18 protein-coding genes are annotated in these 15,756 nt (G+C 48.3%); 7 read left to right on the plus strand and 11 right to left on the minus strand.

Going from position 1 to position 15,756, the window contains the following annotated elements; all coding sequences use genetic code 11:
- Nucleotides 1–132: 132 nt before the first annotated feature.
- Both hisB and AB3R30_RS03805 read right to left on the minus strand, forming a co-directional pair.
- Entirely contained in the window at nt 133–768 is a 636-nt protein-coding gene (gene hisB / locus AB3R30_RS03800; protein WP_458647813.1) for an imidazoleglycerol-phosphate dehydratase HisB, read from the minus strand.
- A 254-nt stretch (nt 769–1,022) separates the two neighbouring features.
- Nucleotides 1,023–1,763, minus strand: a complete 741-nt coding sequence (locus AB3R30_RS03805) for a M23 family metallopeptidase (protein WP_458647814.1) — start codon at nt 1,761–1,763, stop codon at nt 1,023–1,025.
- A gap of 406 nt (nt 1,764–2,169) precedes the next feature.
- On the opposite strand from AB3R30_RS03805, the gene AB3R30_RS03810 reads away from it, so the two are divergent.
- On the plus strand, nt 2,170–2,658 hold the full coding sequence (locus AB3R30_RS03810; protein WP_458647815.1) for a hypothetical protein: 489 nt from the start codon (nt 2,170–2,172) through the stop codon (nt 2,656–2,658).
- An 11-nt stretch (nt 2,659–2,669) separates the two neighbouring features.
- On the opposite strand, the gene sfsA is transcribed toward AB3R30_RS03810, so the two are convergent.
- The 4 genes from sfsA to AB3R30_RS03830 form a co-directional block, all read right to left on the minus strand.
- Entirely contained in the window at nt 2,670–3,392 is a 723-nt protein-coding gene (gene sfsA / locus AB3R30_RS03815; RefSeq protein WP_458647816.1) for a DNA/RNA nuclease SfsA, read from the minus strand.
- Between the two features lie 60 nt (nt 3,393–3,452).
- A complete protein-coding gene (locus tag AB3R30_RS03820) occupies nt 3,453–3,857 on the minus strand; it encodes a hypothetical protein (protein ID WP_458647817.1) in 405 nt (134 codons plus the stop codon).
- Between the two features lie 99 nt (nt 3,858–3,956).
- On the minus strand, nt 3,957–4,193 hold the full coding sequence (locus AB3R30_RS03825; protein ID WP_458647818.1) for a type II toxin-antitoxin system Phd/YefM family antitoxin: 237 nt from the start codon (nt 4,191–4,193) through the stop codon (nt 3,957–3,959).
- Nucleotides 4,194–4,219: 26 nt separating this feature from the next.
- Nucleotides 4,220–4,438, minus strand: a complete 219-nt coding sequence (locus AB3R30_RS03830; protein WP_458647819.1) for a type II toxin-antitoxin system HicB family antitoxin — start codon at nt 4,436–4,438, stop codon at nt 4,220–4,222.
- Between the two features lie 173 nt (nt 4,439–4,611).
- Here AB3R30_RS03830 and argZ point away from each other — a divergent pair, with 173 nt between their 5' ends.
- A complete protein-coding gene (gene argZ, locus AB3R30_RS03835) occupies nt 4,612–6,723 on the plus strand; it encodes a bifunctional arginine dihydrolase/ornithine cyclodeaminase (RefSeq protein ID WP_458647820.1) in 2,112 nt (703 codons plus the stop codon).
- 82 nt (nt 6,724–6,805) lie between these two features.
- Here argZ and AB3R30_RS03840 read toward each other — a convergent pair whose 3' ends face one another.
- On the minus strand, nt 6,806–7,711 hold the full coding sequence (locus AB3R30_RS03840) for an ADP-ribosylglycohydrolase family protein (RefSeq protein ID WP_458647821.1): 906 nt from the start codon (nt 7,709–7,711) through the stop codon (nt 6,806–6,808).
- Between the two features lie 239 nt (nt 7,712–7,950).
- Here AB3R30_RS03840 and AB3R30_RS03845 point away from each other — a divergent pair, with 239 nt between their 5' ends.
- Nucleotides 7,951–8,160, plus strand: a complete 210-nt coding sequence (locus tag AB3R30_RS03845; protein WP_458647822.1) for a hypothetical protein — start codon at nt 7,951–7,953, stop codon at nt 8,158–8,160.
- A 36-nt stretch (nt 8,161–8,196) separates the two neighbouring features.
- Here the strand turns inward: AB3R30_RS03845 and AB3R30_RS03850 are convergent, their stop codons facing one another.
- Together AB3R30_RS03850 and AB3R30_RS03855 are read right to left on the minus strand one after the other, a co-directional pair.
- Nucleotides 8,197–9,786 carry a glycoside hydrolase family 57 protein gene (locus AB3R30_RS03850; RefSeq protein WP_458647823.1) on the minus strand — a complete coding sequence of 530 codons (1,590 nt, stop codon included), beginning with the start codon at nt 9,784–9,786 and terminating at the stop codon, nt 8,197–8,199.
- An 88-nt stretch (nt 9,787–9,874) separates the two neighbouring features.
- Nucleotides 9,875–10,648, minus strand: coding sequence for a hypothetical protein (locus AB3R30_RS03855; RefSeq protein WP_458647824.1), 774 nt, complete (start codon nt 10,646–10,648; stop codon nt 9,875–9,877).
- Nucleotides 10,649–10,850: 202 nt separating this feature from the next.
- Here AB3R30_RS03855 and AB3R30_RS03860 point away from each other — a divergent pair, with 202 nt between their 5' ends.
- Both AB3R30_RS03860 and AB3R30_RS03865 read left to right on the plus strand, forming a co-directional pair.
- On the plus strand, nt 10,851–11,966 hold the full coding sequence (locus AB3R30_RS03860) for a type IV pilin-like G/H family protein (RefSeq protein ID WP_458647825.1): 1,116 nt from the start codon (nt 10,851–10,853) through the stop codon (nt 11,964–11,966).
- A 222-nt stretch (nt 11,967–12,188) separates the two neighbouring features.
- Nucleotides 12,189–13,040: a slipin family protein gene (locus AB3R30_RS03865; protein ID WP_458647826.1), complete on the plus strand. Its 852-nt coding sequence runs from the start codon at nt 12,189–12,191 to the stop codon at nt 13,038–13,040.
- Nucleotides 13,041–13,138: 98 nt separating this feature from the next.
- Here the strand turns inward: AB3R30_RS03865 and AB3R30_RS03870 are convergent, their stop codons facing one another.
- On the minus strand, nt 13,139–13,540 hold the full coding sequence (locus AB3R30_RS03870; protein WP_458647827.1) for a GFA family protein: 402 nt from the start codon (nt 13,538–13,540) through the stop codon (nt 13,139–13,141).
- A 122-nt stretch (nt 13,541–13,662) separates the two neighbouring features.
- Between AB3R30_RS03870 and AB3R30_RS03875 the strand changes: the two genes are divergently transcribed.
- A complete protein-coding gene (locus AB3R30_RS03875; protein ID WP_458647828.1) occupies nt 13,663–14,628 on the plus strand; it encodes an Hpt domain-containing protein in 966 nt (321 codons plus the stop codon).
- Between the two features lie 138 nt (nt 14,629–14,766).
- Here AB3R30_RS03875 and psaC read toward each other — a convergent pair whose 3' ends face one another.
- Nucleotides 14,767–15,012, minus strand: coding sequence for a photosystem I iron-sulfur center protein PsaC (gene psaC, locus AB3R30_RS03880; RefSeq protein WP_171572613.1), 246 nt, complete (start codon nt 15,010–15,012; stop codon nt 14,767–14,769).
- A gap of 286 nt (nt 15,013–15,298) precedes the next feature.
- Between psaC and AB3R30_RS03885 the strand changes: the two genes are divergently transcribed.
- A complete protein-coding gene (locus AB3R30_RS03885; protein WP_458647829.1) occupies nt 15,299–15,682 on the plus strand; it encodes a hypothetical protein in 384 nt (127 codons plus the stop codon).
- Nucleotides 15,683–15,756: the final 74 nt, after the last annotated feature.

A 15,756-nucleotide genomic window follows, 5' to 3' on the forward strand; every position in this document is an offset into this window, starting at 1 on the left:
TATGATTTTTGACTGTAGGGATAGGTTTTGTGCCTACCCTACCGGAGATAAAGGGCAACCACAAGGGATTGCCCCTACAAATTTCATCCCCAGATTCAGTAATGCCGCTGCCTTTTTTTACTTTTTGTGGCTTCAAAGCACTCCTTTAGAACTGGGAATGGTGTTAGCACGGCGAGAATCTACTTCAGTTGCCATCCGCAGCGATCGCGCAAATGCCTTGAACGTCGCTTCAATAATATGGTGTGAGTTGATGCCGTCTAGCTGGCGGATGTGTAGAGTAATTTGGGCATGATTGACGATCGCCACAAAAAATTCGCGCACCAGTTGAGTGTCATAGGTGCCCACGCGCTGAGTTGGAATCTGCAAACCATAGCTGAGATGGGGACGACCCGAAAAATCTAAGGCAACTTGCACTAAGGCTTCGTCTAACGGGGCAACAAAGTGACCAAAGCGGACAATGCCTTTGCGATCGCCCAACGCTTTCCCTAACGCCATGCCTAAGGTAATTCCCACATCCTCATTGGTGTGATGATCATCAATTTCAATATCTCCCGTTGCCCGCACGTCTAAGTCAATCAAGCCGTGGGACGAGATTTGATGCAGCATGTGATCCAAAAAAGGAATTCCCGTTTTAGCCACACAGTGTCCCGTGCCATCAAGGTTAAGCATCACCTGCACATCGGTTTCGCCAGTGGTACGGCTAACAGACGCAATGCGATCGGGCAAGGAACTTAGGGAATTATCAATCAATCGATCAGTGGTCTGCATAGCAAAATTAAAGTGAATATCGCTCTTTTATTATCCGAGTATTTGGGCGAGGTGGGGACGTGGAGTTTTGAGTTTTGTTCGCGAAGCGTCTCCGCAGGAGATATTTTGAGTTTTGAGTTTTGAGTTTTGAGTTTTGAGTTTTGAGTTTTGAGTTTTGAGTTTTGAGTTTTGAGTTTTGAGTTTTGAAACCTGGAAGCGTTGTCGTTTTTAGACAGTTATCTGTTGCGGTTCAACTTCAAACGGATAAGAGTGGATTAACGCACGGATGGCGGCACTGCTGAGAGCGATCGCCTATTTGCCTGTTCGCTATACATTGCCCGTAGCACTAACGCGGGGTCTACCCATTTTCCACTAAACTTGAGTCCCCAATGCAGATGAGGTCCGGTAGTGCGCCCGGTCATGCCAACTCGCCCAATCCGCACGCCTGCCTGTACCGTTTGTCCTTCCCAAATTTGGATGCCCCCTGCGCGATCGACCATGGAGCGCTTACCGTCTTCTTTCTCTACGTGTCCGTTCATGTGGCAATAGATATGTTCCCATTGCCCCGATTCCACGACAACGGAGGTGCCACAGGCGCTATCATCCGACACCTCAACCACTTTGCCTGTCCACCAATTGCGAATATAACTTCCTTGAGGTGCTGCCATATCCAATCCTCGATGATATTCCTGACTGTAAGCGCCATCGGGCGATCGTCGTAACCCAAACGGAGAGGTATAGGTTTGAAAGTTTTCTACCGGGAAAGAAGCTCCTACCCAAGTGCCCATAGCAACTTGATTAGAGTTTACTTCTACGGCACGAGCAGTTTCTGGGAAAATGGATGGAGAGGCTAAACCAATTGCGATCGCGGCAGTGAGTAGCGCATACCCAATTAACGTCAGCCTGCGCTGGGACAGACGGCTGAATTTTGGCAGCAGTTCACTCAGATTCAACCGATTGATCAGGAGACGAATAGTTCTAAGCACAGCAATAAAAAAGCTTTCAATGAAGACCACAATCAACCTGAGACTAGATAGAAAACTTAAAGTTTATGCACTCTAATCTTGTTTCTAGAAGCCACTTTTGCAAACCGGAACACTCCTCTGGAGCATGGTACTCTAGCTTGCAAATTTGGCACGTTTTTTTGGCACGTTCTTTTTGTTGTCTGCGATCGCCCTTTCGTTTTAAAGGCAGTTTTTGAGTCAAAGTACTCGGACAATTTAGTTCAAACGAAAGTAGCAAAAGGTGGTGTTTCTCGCCCTATTAGTTTCATATTTTCTTGCTCTACTGTATTGATAAGCCCTTTCAGTTATCTCTGCAAAATATCTTGAAAAGGACGAAAGCTGCATCACCGATTGATTTTTCTAAATCACAGCAAGCACTAACGTTGGATTCAAAATAACCTACTTCGGGAAACGATTGATGACGAACAAGATGACCCAAACAATCGCCGCTGGGTTGATTGGAATTAGCCTGATAGTTGCTGGGACAGGTTGCTCCCCCACACCGCCAAATGTGGCTCAATCACCAACTGCGACTCAGCCGCCAGCTGCGACTCAGCCGCCAACTGTGGCTCCACAGCCAAGTTCAACTCCACAGTCTAATGCAATTCAAACATTTTCCTGTACTGGGCGTAAAAGCAACGGCTGGGACTATGATGCAAAATTTTTGGATGGTCGCTTTACCCAAATTACCTGGACGCGATCGGGACAACCAACCTACGTCTCGCCACTAACCTTCGATCGCAACAACGACCAAGGACAGCCTATCTATCGGGGCGCATTCCAAGCTGCCACGGCGATTTCGCTAGTGGATTTAGGAAAAGGCAATGTGCGTCCGGGGTCAGAAGTCTCGGTTGGAACGGAAGAATGGGGTTGGGCGAGAGGAACCTGTGCGATCGCTCTAAAGTGAAGGCAGAATGCTTACGGGAGCTTCAACTCTGCTAAACCCAAGTAGCGAATACCTACGGGCGACACTTCAAAGCGACAGGGCAGCACTTTCACCCCCAGGGCGATCGCTTCTCGAAACAGCGTACCGTAGGTTGGATCAGCGCGATCGCCGGGGGCAAAATAGGGGCAATCTGCCCGATTAATGAAATACAGCATCACGGGAACGGCACCGGGCAGCAGCGCCATCAGTTCCTTCAGGTGTTTTTGTCCGCGAGTCGTCACCGTATCAGGAAATAACACCAAGTCACCTTGCGCCCAAGTCGTGCTTTTCACCTCAACATAAATCGGCTTACAGGCACCCGTTAGCAAAAAATCAATCCGACTTTTTTTATCCTGTCCATAAGGCACCTCCCCCCGAATCTCGCTGTAGTCTCCCACTTCAGGAATCAGCTTGTTGACTAACGCCAATTGAGTAATTCGGTTCGGCAAATTAGTATTCACTCCCACCCAAGTCGGTTGATTGTCATACACCTCAATCATTTCCAAGGTATAGCGCAGTTTGCGGGTTGGGCTATCGGTTTCAGACACATACACCGGACTGCCCAGGGTAGAAACGCCCGTCATCGGTCCCGTATTAGGGCAATGCGCCGTCACCACTTCCCCAGAAACCAATTCCACATCGGCAAAAAATCGTTTGTAGCGTTTAACGAGTTTGCCTGCCAACAGGGGTGGATAGAGATAGAGATAGTCGGTCATTAGCAATAAAAGAGTTTCTGTTTTAGTGATTGAACTGATAGTTTTGTATTGCGTTGTACATCAAACGACTGAAATAACTGGGTAGTTATAACTCTCTTTGATGACTAAACCATCTTTCCAAAAACCAATTGATATTTGGTTACTCCTTGTATCAATGATTTGGTCGTAAACTTTGATGGTGAAATCGTTGTACCAATTGGAAATGACTACAAAGTCATACTCTTTGTCGGCTGAAACGGCAATATCTTGACTGACTAGTTTTGACTCTCTAAATTCAATTAACAGTTCTTTGAAAAATACTTCTCTTCCCTGACGACAGGCTTCTTTACCAGTGGTGATTGTTCCATCTCCTTCAATCATCACAATACTTTCAGCGTAATACTTTTCTAAAGCTGCTGATGTTTGGAACGTAGTCACTAAGTTATTAATATCTACCAGCGCAATTTGTAATTCTTCAAGTGTCATAAATTGTAAAGACGGCAAAATTTGAGAAATTTATAGAAGATTTTAGCTTAATGGGGCGATCGCATTTCCCAACCTTACCAATCAACAGCCGCGATCGCTTCACCATTCCAACTCACGATCGCACTCCGCGATCGGCGTTGCCAATCCTTCTCGAATCGATTCCCGCATTCCTGGCACTGAGAGCAGATACAGTGTTTCTTGTACCGATGCCCAATCTGCCTCAGACACCAACACTGCGTTGCTACTTTGTCCCGCAATTAGGATAGGTTGATGCGATTGACTCACGGAATTGATCAAATCTTGTAACTGCTGCTGAGCTTCATTGACTGGAATCATAATCTTCCACCTGTATAACCTGCAAATCACGCAACCTCTGGCACCTCAACATACTGGCATAAGCTGGATGGTTCTGGAATTCGCTCTCCATTCAATCGCATTCCTTCCAGGTGAAACTCGATTGCCTCTCGAATCATTTGCTCAATGTCCTCTATCGTGTCCCCCACCGCGATACATCCTGGCAAATCAGGCACATAGGCGGAGTAGTTTCCCTCTGCCGCTTCAATCACGACTGCGTATCGCATCAGTTAATGTCCTCTCTCAACGATATAAACCTTTCTGGAAGATTGTCAAAGGTTCCTAACCGTAAGGTGTTTGGATTGGCTTTTTGGCAATCCAGGCAATAGTAATATGGAAGATTGGCTAATCTTTTGGCTGTGTTTACGTTTGTTTCCTACCCATCTACAAGTTGAATGTTATGACTTCTGAAATCCGCATCTTGATGTGTGCGCCTGACCACTATGACGTGGACTATGTGATTAACCCGTGGATGGAAGGAAATGTCCACAAGTCTTCTCGCGATCGCGCCGTGGAACAATGGCAAGGGCTGTTTCAGGTGCTTAAAGACCGGGCGATCGTGGATCTGGTTAAGCCTGAGAAAGGTGTCCCCGATATGGTGTTTACTGCCAACGCGGGCTTAGTGCTGGGCAAAGAAGTGGTGCTGAGCCGCTTTTTCCACAAAGAGCGCCAGGGCGAAGAACCGTTTTTCAAGCAGTGGTTTGCCGATCAAGGTTTTACAGTGCATGAGTTGCCTAAAGATTTGCCGTTTGAAGGGGCAGGGGATGCCTTGCTCGATCGCGAAGGGCGTTGGTTGTGGGCGGGGTATGGCTTCCGCTCTGAACTTGATTCCCATCCCTATTTAGCAAAGTGGCTGGATGTGGAAGTGTTGTCGCTGCGGCTGATGGATGAGCGCTTCTATCACCTCGATACCTGCTTTTGCCCCTTAACGGGTGGCTATTTGCTTTACTATCCGCCTGCATTCGACTCCTACTCCAACCGCTTGATTGAACTGCGGGTGCCGGAAGCAAAGCGGATTCCCATTGGTGAACCCGATGCCCTCACCTTTGCCTGCAATGCGGTGAATATTGGCAAGATCGTGGTGATGAACAAAGCCAGCGATGAGTTAAAGCGCAGGCTGAGCGCCGCAGGGTTTGACGTGCTGGAAACGCCACTCACCGAGTTTTTGAAAGCGGGGGGTGCCGCAAAATGCTTGACCCTGCGAACCACGGAACCCGTGTTGGCGGATCTTCATGCCAGTGCAACTGTGGAAAGCCGGATCGTGCGGATGGAAGGACATTTGCTGGATGCAGGCTTGATCAACCAAGCGTTGGATTTGGTGGTGGAAGGGGGCGGCAGCTTCCAGGTATTAAACTTTAATCTGGGTGAGCAGCGGCAAAGCACCTCTTCGGCGGAAGTGAAGGTGACGGCTCCTTCCCATGACGTGATGGAAGCAATCATGTCGCAACTGATCGATTTGGGGGCGTTGCCTCGGATGGATGAGCAGTGTGATATTCACTGGGAAGCGGTAATCCAGGATGGCGTGGCTCCTGACGATTTTTATGTGTCCACGATTTACCCAACGGAAGTGCGGGTAAATGGCGAGTGGGTGCAGGTGCAAAAGCAGCGGATGGATGGCGCGATCGCGGTGGATACAACATCTGGAACGTCTACAGCCGCCTGTCGCTTACTGCGGGATTTGAAAGTGGGCGATCGCGTGATTGTTGGCGTGGAAGGGATTCGCACGGTTCGCAAACCTGAGTCGCGGGACACTCGCAGCCAGGAATTTAGCTTCATGGGGGCAGGAGTTTCTAGCGAACGGCGGGTGGAACTGGTAGTAGAGCAAATCGCTTGGGAAATGCGCCAAATCCGCGATCATGGCGGCAAAGTGGTGGTCACGGCGGGTCCCGTAGTGATTCATACGGGTGGCGGCGAACATCTGTCGCATCTGATCCGCGAGGGCTATGTGCAGGCATTACTGGGCGGCAACGCGATCGCGGTTCACGACATGGAGCAATCCATGCTGGGCACCTCTTTAGGCATGGATATGAAACGTGGGGTTTCCGTCCGGGGTGGGCATCGCCATCACCTAAAAGTGATTAATACCATCCGGCGCTATGGCAGCATCGCCAAAGCCGTGGAAGCGGGAGCAGTCACCAGTGGCGTGATGTATGAATGCGTTAAGAACAACGTGCCCTTCTCGCTGGCTGGCTCCATCCGGGATGACGGTCCTCTGCCTGACACCGAAATGGATTTGATTAAAGCCCAAGAAGCCTACTCGCGCTTGATTGAAGGGGCTGACCTGATTTTGATGCTGTCCTCCATGCTGCACTCGATCGGCGTAGGCAACATGACCCCGGCTGGCGTGAAAATGGTCTGCGTGGATATCAACCCGGCGGTGGTAACCAAACTCAGCGATCGCGGCTCCGTCGAATCTGTGGGTGTCGTTACCGATGTCGGCTTGTTCCTCAGCCTGCTGATTCAACAACTCGATCGCCTCACCTATCCCTATAAAGTTGCCCAACCAGTGTAGAAGGGTAAGGGGTGAGGGGTTTAGAGTACAGAGTGCAGAGTACTAAACTCAAAACTCAAAACTCTCTCCTCCACCCCTTCACTCATGGCATGGTGGCACCATGTAGCTGATCAGCAAGCTCAGTAATCTCTTGGCGCAGGATCAACTGTGCTAGCCAATGGGCTGGAATGCCGAATTCTCCATAATGCGCTCCTGCAAGTTGACCACAAATGGCGGCGGTGGTATCTGCATCGTCGCCCAAATTAGTGGCAGCAAGAATGGCTTGTTCAAACGTTGCCGTTGTCCAAAAGCACCACAGTGCCGCTTCCAGGCTTTCTACGACATAGCCCGTGCCACGAACCTGATCGATTGTTTTACTGCGATACTCACCCTCCGCGATCGCTTGAATAGTTGGCGATCCGATTCTCATTCCATCCTGCCCAAACAGGATCTCGGTTTTGCTGGCTCCTGCGAGGGCACAAAAAATCATCTCGCCAAATAACTGACTTGCGTCAAGACATTCTGCTGCACCGTGGGTTGTGCGAGAACTCTCGCCAGAAAAGTGCACCGCGCGATCGCGATCGGGAAAGGAAAACATCGGCACGGGTGCCAATCGCATCAAGCAGCCATTCCCCGCAGACTTGGGATTTGTTGAGCCACTGAATGGATTGCCAGATATTTTGTATTGCTGCAAAGCTTGGCTAACAGTATTGCCAATATCAAAACATTCGCCCGTGCTGCTTAGATAACCCTGCTCATACCAGCGACAGTACCGATTCATCTGATCCACAGCATCAAATCCGCCCACCTCAATCAAACTGGTAGCTAGACACAGCGCCATCGATGTATCGTCTGTCCATTGACCCGGCTTGAGGTTAAAAGGACCGCCGCCCACCATATCTGTCACGGGTGAAAATGAACCACGCCGCTGAAATTCAACGGTTGTACCGACCGCATCACCAGCCGCCAACCCTAACAAGCACCCTCGAAATCGCTCTAATGAATTCACTATACTGACCTCTGCTTCATCCATTCAAGCTATCAAATTCATGAATGGATTCGATCGGGAACTTTTATAACGAATCACTCATCTGAGGGGTGTGACCCCCTATCCTGGAAGGATAAGATAACGCTAACGACCCAGTGTTTGAAATAATAGCGATCTTTTTGACAGTGAAATTTTCGGATATTACTTCGTCACCTGTGTTGTAGATCGCATGAGCCATTTATAAAGTGTGGAACCCTCTGATGGAAAACTTCGCTTACACCTACTGGAATTGGAACAAAGAAATTGAGCAGGGTGCTACTACACCGATCGCCTCTGGTGACTCAGAAAAAATAGTTGATTGCGATCGCGATTCTGCTAACCGCTCCAACGCTTGGCTAAACCCTCCCATTTCAGACGATGCAAGCTTAGAATTTGATGCCCAATCTTGCCCCACCTATTTTTTGATGTAGCCTTTTTGATGGATTGCAGTGAATGGGTGAAGCGGCTTAGAGCGGTCGATAGACCTGGTAGTTAATGGTAGGAAAAATATTGTCGATCGCTTCTACCTTTTCCACCCAGCCTGAATCAATCTTGCTTTGCAAAATGTCTTCATAGAGCTTGTTGAATCGCATTAAGTGCGATCGAGTGCGCCGCACCGCATAGGGCACCATCGTTCCCGTCCGCATGATAAACGCCCAATCCGAAGACTGCGCCAGCAATAATTCACGTGCCGCCTGATTCAGGGCTTTCCGCTCCAATTCATCCACCGCTTCCCGCTTTGCCAACTCAATCATCCGCTCGGTTGCCTTATGCAAGTGGGGATAAATCCAGGCATTGGTTTCATTCAGCCAATATTCATGGAATCCTTTATAGCCCCAGCTAGACTGCGCTGGATTAATCATTTGCTGAGTCGGATTTTCCCGCAGGTAGTCTGCCAAGTGGATCATTTCATAGCTGCTCTGATCGAACCAGGTTTTTCGGAACAGATAATCTAAAAACCAAGGTCCTTCATACCACCAGTGCCCAAACAGTTCTGCGTCATAGGGCGACACAATAATCGGCTTCCGCTGCATCATGCCGTAGAGATGCTCCACCTGCCGTGCCCGATTCACCATAAAGTTTCCCGCATGTTCAGCGGTTTTTTCCCGTGCCCAGTGAGGATCATATAGCTCCTTATCGCTCAACCCAAAGCCGCGCCCAGTAATTTTGTGATACTTAATCCCCACATTTTTCCGCTGACCGTTGGGCATGACGTAGGGCTTGATGTATTCATACTCGGCATCCCAGCCCAAATCGCGATAGAACTCCCGATATTCTGGCGCACTGGGGTAGCCCACTTCCGATGACCACACCTGCTGAGATGACTCGTGATCACGTCCAAAGGCTGCCACCCCAGATTGAGTGTAAACAGGAGCATAGGTGCCAAATCGGGGACGAGGACGACCATACAAAATCCCGTGCCCATCGGTGAGAAAGTAGCGTAGTCCGGCATCTGCCAGCATCCGCTCCACACCTTCGTAATACCCGCATTCCGGCAGCCAAATACCGTTGGGTTTGCGTCCAAAGTTTTCTTCGTAATTCTCACACGCCACCTGAATTTGTGCCCACACTGCTTGGGGATACATCTTCATTAGCGGAAAGTAGCCGTGGGTTGCGCCGCAGGTAATGATTTCTAAGTTGTTACTGTCGGCAAATTGTTTGAAGGCTTTAACTAAGTTGCCGTTGTAACGTTCCCAGGTGATGCGAACCTGATTAAATTCTTTGGCGTAGTGTTCTGATAAATATTTCAAATGTCCGTTGAACGTGTTTCGCTCCGCTTCCAGTTCGGTTAATTCTTCCAGTTTGGCAAGATGTTCGCTGTAGCGCTCTTGTAAAAGCGGGTCGAGCAACATGGAGATGAGCGGGGGGGTCAAACTCATGGTGAGCTTGAAGTTTACGCCATCGCGCTTTAAACCTTCAAAAACTTGAATGAGGGGAATGTAAGTTTCGGTGATGGCTTCAAATAACCACTCTTCTTCGAGGACGTAATCGCTCTCTGGGTGCCGCACGAAGGGCAGATGAGCGTGGAGAACGAGCGCGAGGTAGCCAATACTCATAAAAACTGGTGAAACGGAAAGGGCAAAGAGTGATTGCCAAAATTGTAAGGCGAAATGGGCACCAAGATAAGCGATTCCTGATCGCCTTTTACTGATCGCCTTTTGCCTCTTGCCTCTTGCCCATCGCCTTTTGCCTCCTACCTAAAGCATTACAGGCTGCTTGATAGAAACTCGGCAAGGAGTAACCGTCAGTTTTTAGCACGGGGGAGTGATCCAGCCAAACCGCGATCGCAGTGACTCGAAAAAATATCCAGTACAGCGTATCAGTCGCCCAAAGTCGCCATTTGGGATGAGTGCGGCGAATGCGTTGAAGTGACTCGGCTTGAAAGCAAACGTGCTGGGTTTCGTCGTAGACAATCTGGGTGCATAGAGCGGACAGGATAGGCGATCGCGTGGCTCGTCCTAATGCTGGGTAGTAGAGGGTAGCAATCAACTCTGCTGTGAATAGCATCATGAACGCCATTTCTAGGTTTGCCAACCGCCGGAGTTTGCGAAACCAGGTGTCTGTCCATTGCTTCTGTGCCAAAGGAATTTGTTGGGCAGTCATAAAACGGGCAAGATCTCTGGCGTGACGCTGTTCTTCACCAATAAAGAGCTTGACTGTTTCCACCCAATAAGGATCGCCCGTTTGCTCAGCATACTGGCGCGACACTCTCATCAGGTGGTTTCCTTCTGAACTTTCACCCAACTGAAAGGTTTGAATGGAGTGGCTGATCAACCTTATTTCTGCATCAGTTAATGAATAGCTGTCATTCCAGGGAATGGGCAATAGGCGATCGCACTTTTTACGAAAGTGCTTGAGCCAGGACGAGCTATTGGGTGCGATTGTCTCTGGCTGAGATAGGGCAGAAACTGGGATCATTAAATGTCCTCCGGGCTGAAATATTGCAGCCGACTACAGAGTGAGACGAGCAGTTTCCTGATGAGTTTTACGGTTCAAATGCTATCTAAAATAATGATTGAGCAACCGTTGCAGGGGTATCATGAGCAAATGAATTTAGTTCAATTTAAGAGTTTGCGAGTATTTTGGAAGTGCATTTTACTTCCTGCTTTTGGCATCTTTTATGGTGACTCAATCCCAATTAATTAATCTGGCGAAACAAGGAAATCCTCAAGCGATCGCGGCACTAATGAACTCGGTTTTGGAACCAAAAGGCGTGACGACGACCGCGCAATTGACTGATGATTGTTTGCGAATCGAGGTGCAATCAGAGAAGCCGTTAAATCAAGCGGCGATCGTGAGTTTTATTCGTAGCGGCGTTGGTGCATTAGGGACGGCATCCATTCGTAAGGTCAAAGTGTCTGCCCAAAAAGCAGGGAGATCCCCATTCTGGACAGAAGAATTTCAACTCGGAAGTTCTGCGCCCCGTGAACCGATGCCTACCTTAGATTTGGCATCAAGCCAAGCCTTAAGGTCAGACTCGCATCCTGCTACACCTAGCGACTCTTCTTGGACGCAGCGAATGATTCAGCATGTTTCTGGCTTTGCCTTGGCAAATAAGTTCTTTCCTAAAGCCAGTTCAACGGAACCAAAACTGCCTTCAGAGATCGCGCGCTCACTCCCCATGCCGCCCATAGTGCAGCGGTTGCTTTTACAAATTAATCCTTCCAATCAATGGATGGTGTTGGGTGGAATGGCAGCGATCGCTTTTGCTTCCGGTGGGATTGTGGCAGCCGTTACCAATGCTGCTATTCCTAAGCCCCCAACGGCTCGTGCAACTCCCAAGGCATCTTTCCCCACCGCCATGGTGCCCGCAATCACCCATCCTCAACACACCACCCAATCGCTCACCGATCTAACCATTGTGGTACAGCAAAATCAGGTGAAAGACTACCTAACTAATCTAGGCAAAGCGCAGCAATTGTTTTATCAAACCAATGGTCGTTTTGCGTCTAGTTTGGCAGATTTGGAGCAAGCCTCCATTCCTAAAAGCGCTTACTATACCTATAAACTGACGGTCATTGATCAAACTCAGGCAAAGTTAACCGCCGTTCCTAAAACCGAAAAACTGAAAAGCTACGTCAGCGCAGTTTTGGCGAACTCAGCCAGTGCTAATGCGGTAGAAATGCCAACTATCCTCTGTGAAAGCGCTCAACCCTCGACTTTGGCACCTGCCGTTCCTGAGGTGATTGATGGCGCGATCGCCTGTGAAGCAAGTTCAATCACTGTAGGGAAGTGAGGCAAGAGGTGAGAGGCAAGTGGCAAGAGGAACGTGACAAGTGGTAAGTGGCGAATTAAAAACTCAAAACTCAAAACTCAAAACTCAAAACTCAAAACTCAAAATATTTCCTGCGGAAACGCTACGCGAACAAACCTTCCCCCTCTGTCCGCCCATATAAATCTTTAGATTAATCCCAGATAGGCTTTCTAAAATAGAGCTATCGCAAGGGATTGAATTGCCATGGGAAGTCTAGTTGGTTTGTTTATTGGCGCACTGATGATTTTGGCAGTCAGCGGGGTTAAGCTCGATCGCGAATATCAGCGCGGGGTAATTTTTCGGCTGGGGCGATCGCGCGGCGTTTTAGGACCTGGCATGTATTGGATTGTGCCCTGGGTTGACCAAAAAATGCAGGTTGATGTTCGCACCAAAACCGTCAACATTGAGCCACAAGAAACCGTCACTGCCGACAGTGTAACCATTCGAGTCAATGCTGTTCTCTACTACCGAATCCTCGATCCAGCCAAAGCAATAAACCGCGTAGAAAGCTACGAAATGGCGGTCTACCAAATTGCGTTAACGACCCTTCGCAACGTAGTTGGGCAAAACATTTTGGATGATGTGCTGCAAAATCGCGACAAAATCAACGTCAAAGTCCAGGAAATTGTAGATGAAATCACGGAGCCGTGGGGCATTGTGATTGAGCGGGTGGAAATGAAAGACGTAGAAATCCCGACCAGTATGCAGCGGGCAATGGCAAAAGAAGCCGAAGCCATTCGTGAAAAACGAGCGCGGATCATCAAAGCTGCTGCTGAACAAGAAGCCTCTCAAAAACTGGCTCAAGCGGCTCAAACGATTAGCGCCAACCCAACGGGTTTAGAACTGCGCCGCCTGCAAATGTTGACCGAAATTGGGGCTGAAAACAACACGACTACTATTGTGATGATTCCTTCAGACTTTGTAAACTTGGCACGGCACCTATCCCAAACAGAACCCAATGCGGCTTTGACCCAAATCAATCGTCCATTTACTCCAGAGGTCGTCTTCAATAACAAGCCTGTGGAGGAGAAGACAAAGATAGAAGAACAGGAATAAGGGCGAAGGGCGAGTGCCGAATGACGAATGACGAGTGGCGAGTGGCGAAATCTGAACTCCGAAGTCTGAACTCCGAAGTCTGAACTCTACACTAACCGTTAATCTTTCTCCTGAATGTGATGCACATTGGCTTCCCAGTTTTCACCGTCGAATGGGGTGATGCAAAATTGGGAAAGAACGTTTGCATCCAAACAGCGAAGGTTAACATCTATCATGTGGGGATGCGATCGCGGACGATAAAAAGCGTGAATTCCACAAATTCGACAAAAGAGATGTTTTGCAATGCCCGTATTAAAGGTATAAGTTGTCAAAGCTTCTTCACCCTGTAACAGCGTAAATTGCTCCAGCGGCACAATTAAATGGAGAAATCCTTTTTTTCGGCAAATAGAACAGTTGCAGTCTGAAACTTCATCTTGCTTGGGGTTTGCCTTCACCTGAAACCTCACGGTGCCGCAATGACAGCCCCCGTCATAATTCACTAGGTCATTAATCTGCATCATTAGATTTTCTAGGTAGTAGTCGATAAAAAGCGACCCAATAGGGGAACATTAAAAACGAGAGACAACGGAGGAATTGCGATCTCTGTGGCTCGTACAACGGTAACATTCAGAGGATTTGGGTTGTGCAAGCGACGAAACAACAGCAAATTATGGGGTTCTTTATCGAGGAAGCGAAGGAGCATCTCGATACGATCGAACAAGGAATGCTCAATCTAGAGGCAACCTTGGCGGATTCGGAACAGATGAATGAAGTGTTTCGAGCGGCTCATTCGGTAAAAGGGGGTGCCGCAATGCTCGGCTTTGACAGCATCCATCGAACGGCTCATCACTTAGAAGATGCTTTTAAGATTCTCAAGGAAAACCCAGTTAAGCCCGATCGCCAGCTAGAAAACTTGTTTCTAAAAGTGTTTGATGTGCTGAAAGAGTTGGTCGAAGCCCTTCAATCTCCATTTGGGTTTCAAGAAGCACAAGCAGAGCAGATTGTGCAAGATGCCCAGCCAGCGTTTGTAGAAGTTGAAGCGTATTTACAGCATTTAATCAAAAATAAGTCCAATAAAGCGGTGGTGGTGGTTAAGGTTAGTGCTGAAGCGCCTGCCTTTATCAACGCAGCTTTAAGGAAGATGTTGCACTTATTTAAACAGGGCGACACGCCAGTGTGTCGTCAGCAACTCTCTAGGCTGTGCGATCGCATGGGGCAACTCAGCAATTGTTCCGCTTGGCGAGGGTTGTTAGAAGTGGCTCAAGACGCGATCGCCAATTCTCAAAGTTCCTATTCTTTACTGGCACCGCTGATTATTAAAGAACTCAAACTAGCGGGTGATTTACTCGTTACGGGGCGATCGAGCGAAATTATTCCCAGTGATCCCCTGCAACGACTTGCCCCAACGGTGAGTTTTGCGCCCGTTTCAGCGATCGCTCAATCCCCAGCATTAACGGTTCCGAAAGCATCTGAGCAAAATGGGTCAACCCGCACTCAGCAAATTTCTATTCCTTTAGAGCCTCGCGCTGCTGCCAGAGCGCTACTAGACGCTTTTAATAAAAAACAGTTAATTGAGATAGCAGAATTTTTGATGAAAGCAATTCAGTAAATAGGACTAATTTCGTAAATAGGACTGTTTAAAGAATAAAAAAGAGGGAGCGATACCCTCTTTCTTTGTAAGTCTGAATTATGAATAAACCAATGGATTAAAGCGATCGCACTAAAGTTAACGCACTAGATCCACTGTTTAGTAAGCCAGACCCATACTGCGAGTCGTTTCGGCACCTAGATACACACGAATGCTTAGGAAGTCAGTTGGGCAAGCCGTTTCGCAACGTTTGCAGCCAACACAATCTTCCGTTCTAGGAGAAGAGGCAATTTGCCCTGCTCTACAGCCATCCCAGGGAACCATCTCTAGGACATCTGTAGGGCAAGCACGAACGCATTGGGTGCAGCCAATGCAGGTGTCATAAATTTTGACGCTATGAGACATGTTATTAAAGGCTCCAATGATTGCTTGACACTTCGCAATATTTATTAGCCCATCGGTTCGACAGCAGAGCGCCGCCAAACCTTGGATGAAGGTCAGTTTACCTTAACGTCTGAGACACGCTCGATGAACCGCTGTAAAAGTTTAAACAACGTAATAGAGAAATCAAGAGTTTTGAGTTTTGAGTTCGCCATTCGCCAAAGCCTTATATGAAAATAAAGAATGCTGGCTATCCGAAAAACCCTTGATATGATATTGGCGTTTAAAACGAGTGGAGCATTAACTCGACATGGCTACTGCAACGGTTTTGAAGTTTATGCAGAAGACTGCGGAAGACGAAGCTCTGCGCCAGCAGCTTGAAACTCTATTGGGCGTTGGAGATGGCAATATTAGCAGCGAAGCAGATTTAGACCCTGCTGAGTCGGAGGCATTGAAAGGTGAGCGCGCTCCAGTGGTTGCTGAGTTTGCTGCTCAAAAGGGCTATTCGTTTTCGGTCGATGAATTAGTTACAGTCGTGGATGCTTTTGAAAAGCATCAGGCTGGTCAAATGTCCGATGTTGATTTTGCGGCGTTATTGGGAGTCTCTTTTTCTGCTCAGATTGATGAAGCAGGAATGCCCAGTATTGCCAAGGTGAAAAACTGGTTTACGAGAACTTATCTGGGAGTTCGATAGTTTGCTCTGCGATCGCGTCTGAAAATTCTTGGAAAAGTCAAATAGCCTGTAGAAAGGCGGAACTGAAAGTTTCT

This window comes from Sivoneniella epilithica UHCC 1019, from assembly GCF_040830845.1.
In the GTDB taxonomy this organism is placed as follows: Bacteria; Cyanobacteriota; Cyanobacteriia; order Leptolyngbyales; family Leptolyngbyaceae; genus ULC077BIN1.

Coding starts and splice junctions, on each gene's coding strand:
- hisB (WP_458647813.1), bottom strand. CDS start 768: ATGCAGACCACTGATCGATTGATTGATAATTCCCTAAGTTCCTTGCCC.
- AB3R30_RS03810 (WP_458647815.1), top strand. CDS start 2,170: ATGACGAACAAGATGACCCAAACAATCGCCGCTGGGTTGATTGGAATT.
- sfsA (WP_458647816.1), bottom strand. CDS start 3,392: ATGACCGACTATCTCTATCTCTATCCACCCCTGTTGGCAGGCAAACTC.
- AB3R30_RS03820 (WP_458647817.1), bottom strand. CDS start 3,857: ATGACACTTGAAGAATTACAAATTGCGCTGGTAGATATTAATAACTTA.
- AB3R30_RS03825 (WP_458647818.1), bottom strand. CDS start 4,193: ATGATTCCAGTCAATGAAGCTCAGCAGCAGTTACAAGATTTGATCAAT.
- AB3R30_RS03830 (WP_458647819.1), bottom strand. CDS start 4,438: ATGCGATACGCAGTCGTGATTGAAGCGGCAGAGGGAAACTACTCCGCC.
- argZ (WP_458647820.1), top strand. CDS start 4,612: ATGACTTCTGAAATCCGCATCTTGATGTGTGCGCCTGACCACTATGAC.
- AB3R30_RS03845 (WP_458647822.1), top strand. CDS start 7,951: ATGGAAAACTTCGCTTACACCTACTGGAATTGGAACAAAGAAATTGAG.
- AB3R30_RS03850 (WP_458647823.1), bottom strand. CDS start 9,786: ATGAGTATTGGCTACCTCGCGCTCGTTCTCCACGCTCATCTGCCCTTC.
- AB3R30_RS03855 (WP_458647824.1), bottom strand. CDS start 10,648: ATGATCCCAGTTTCTGCCCTATCTCAGCCAGAGACAATCGCACCCAAT.
- AB3R30_RS03860 (WP_458647825.1), top strand. CDS start 10,851: ATGGTGACTCAATCCCAATTAATTAATCTGGCGAAACAAGGAAATCCT.
- AB3R30_RS03865 (WP_458647826.1), top strand. CDS start 12,189: ATGGGAAGTCTAGTTGGTTTGTTTATTGGCGCACTGATGATTTTGGCA.
- AB3R30_RS03870 (WP_458647827.1), bottom strand. CDS start 13,540: ATGATGCAGATTAATGACCTAGTGAATTATGACGGGGGCTGTCATTGC.
- psaC (WP_171572613.1), bottom strand. CDS start 15,012: ATGTCTCATAGCGTCAAAATTTATGACACCTGCATTGGCTGCACCCAA.
- AB3R30_RS03885 (WP_458647829.1), top strand. CDS start 15,299: ATGGCTACTGCAACGGTTTTGAAGTTTATGCAGAAGACTGCGGAAGAC.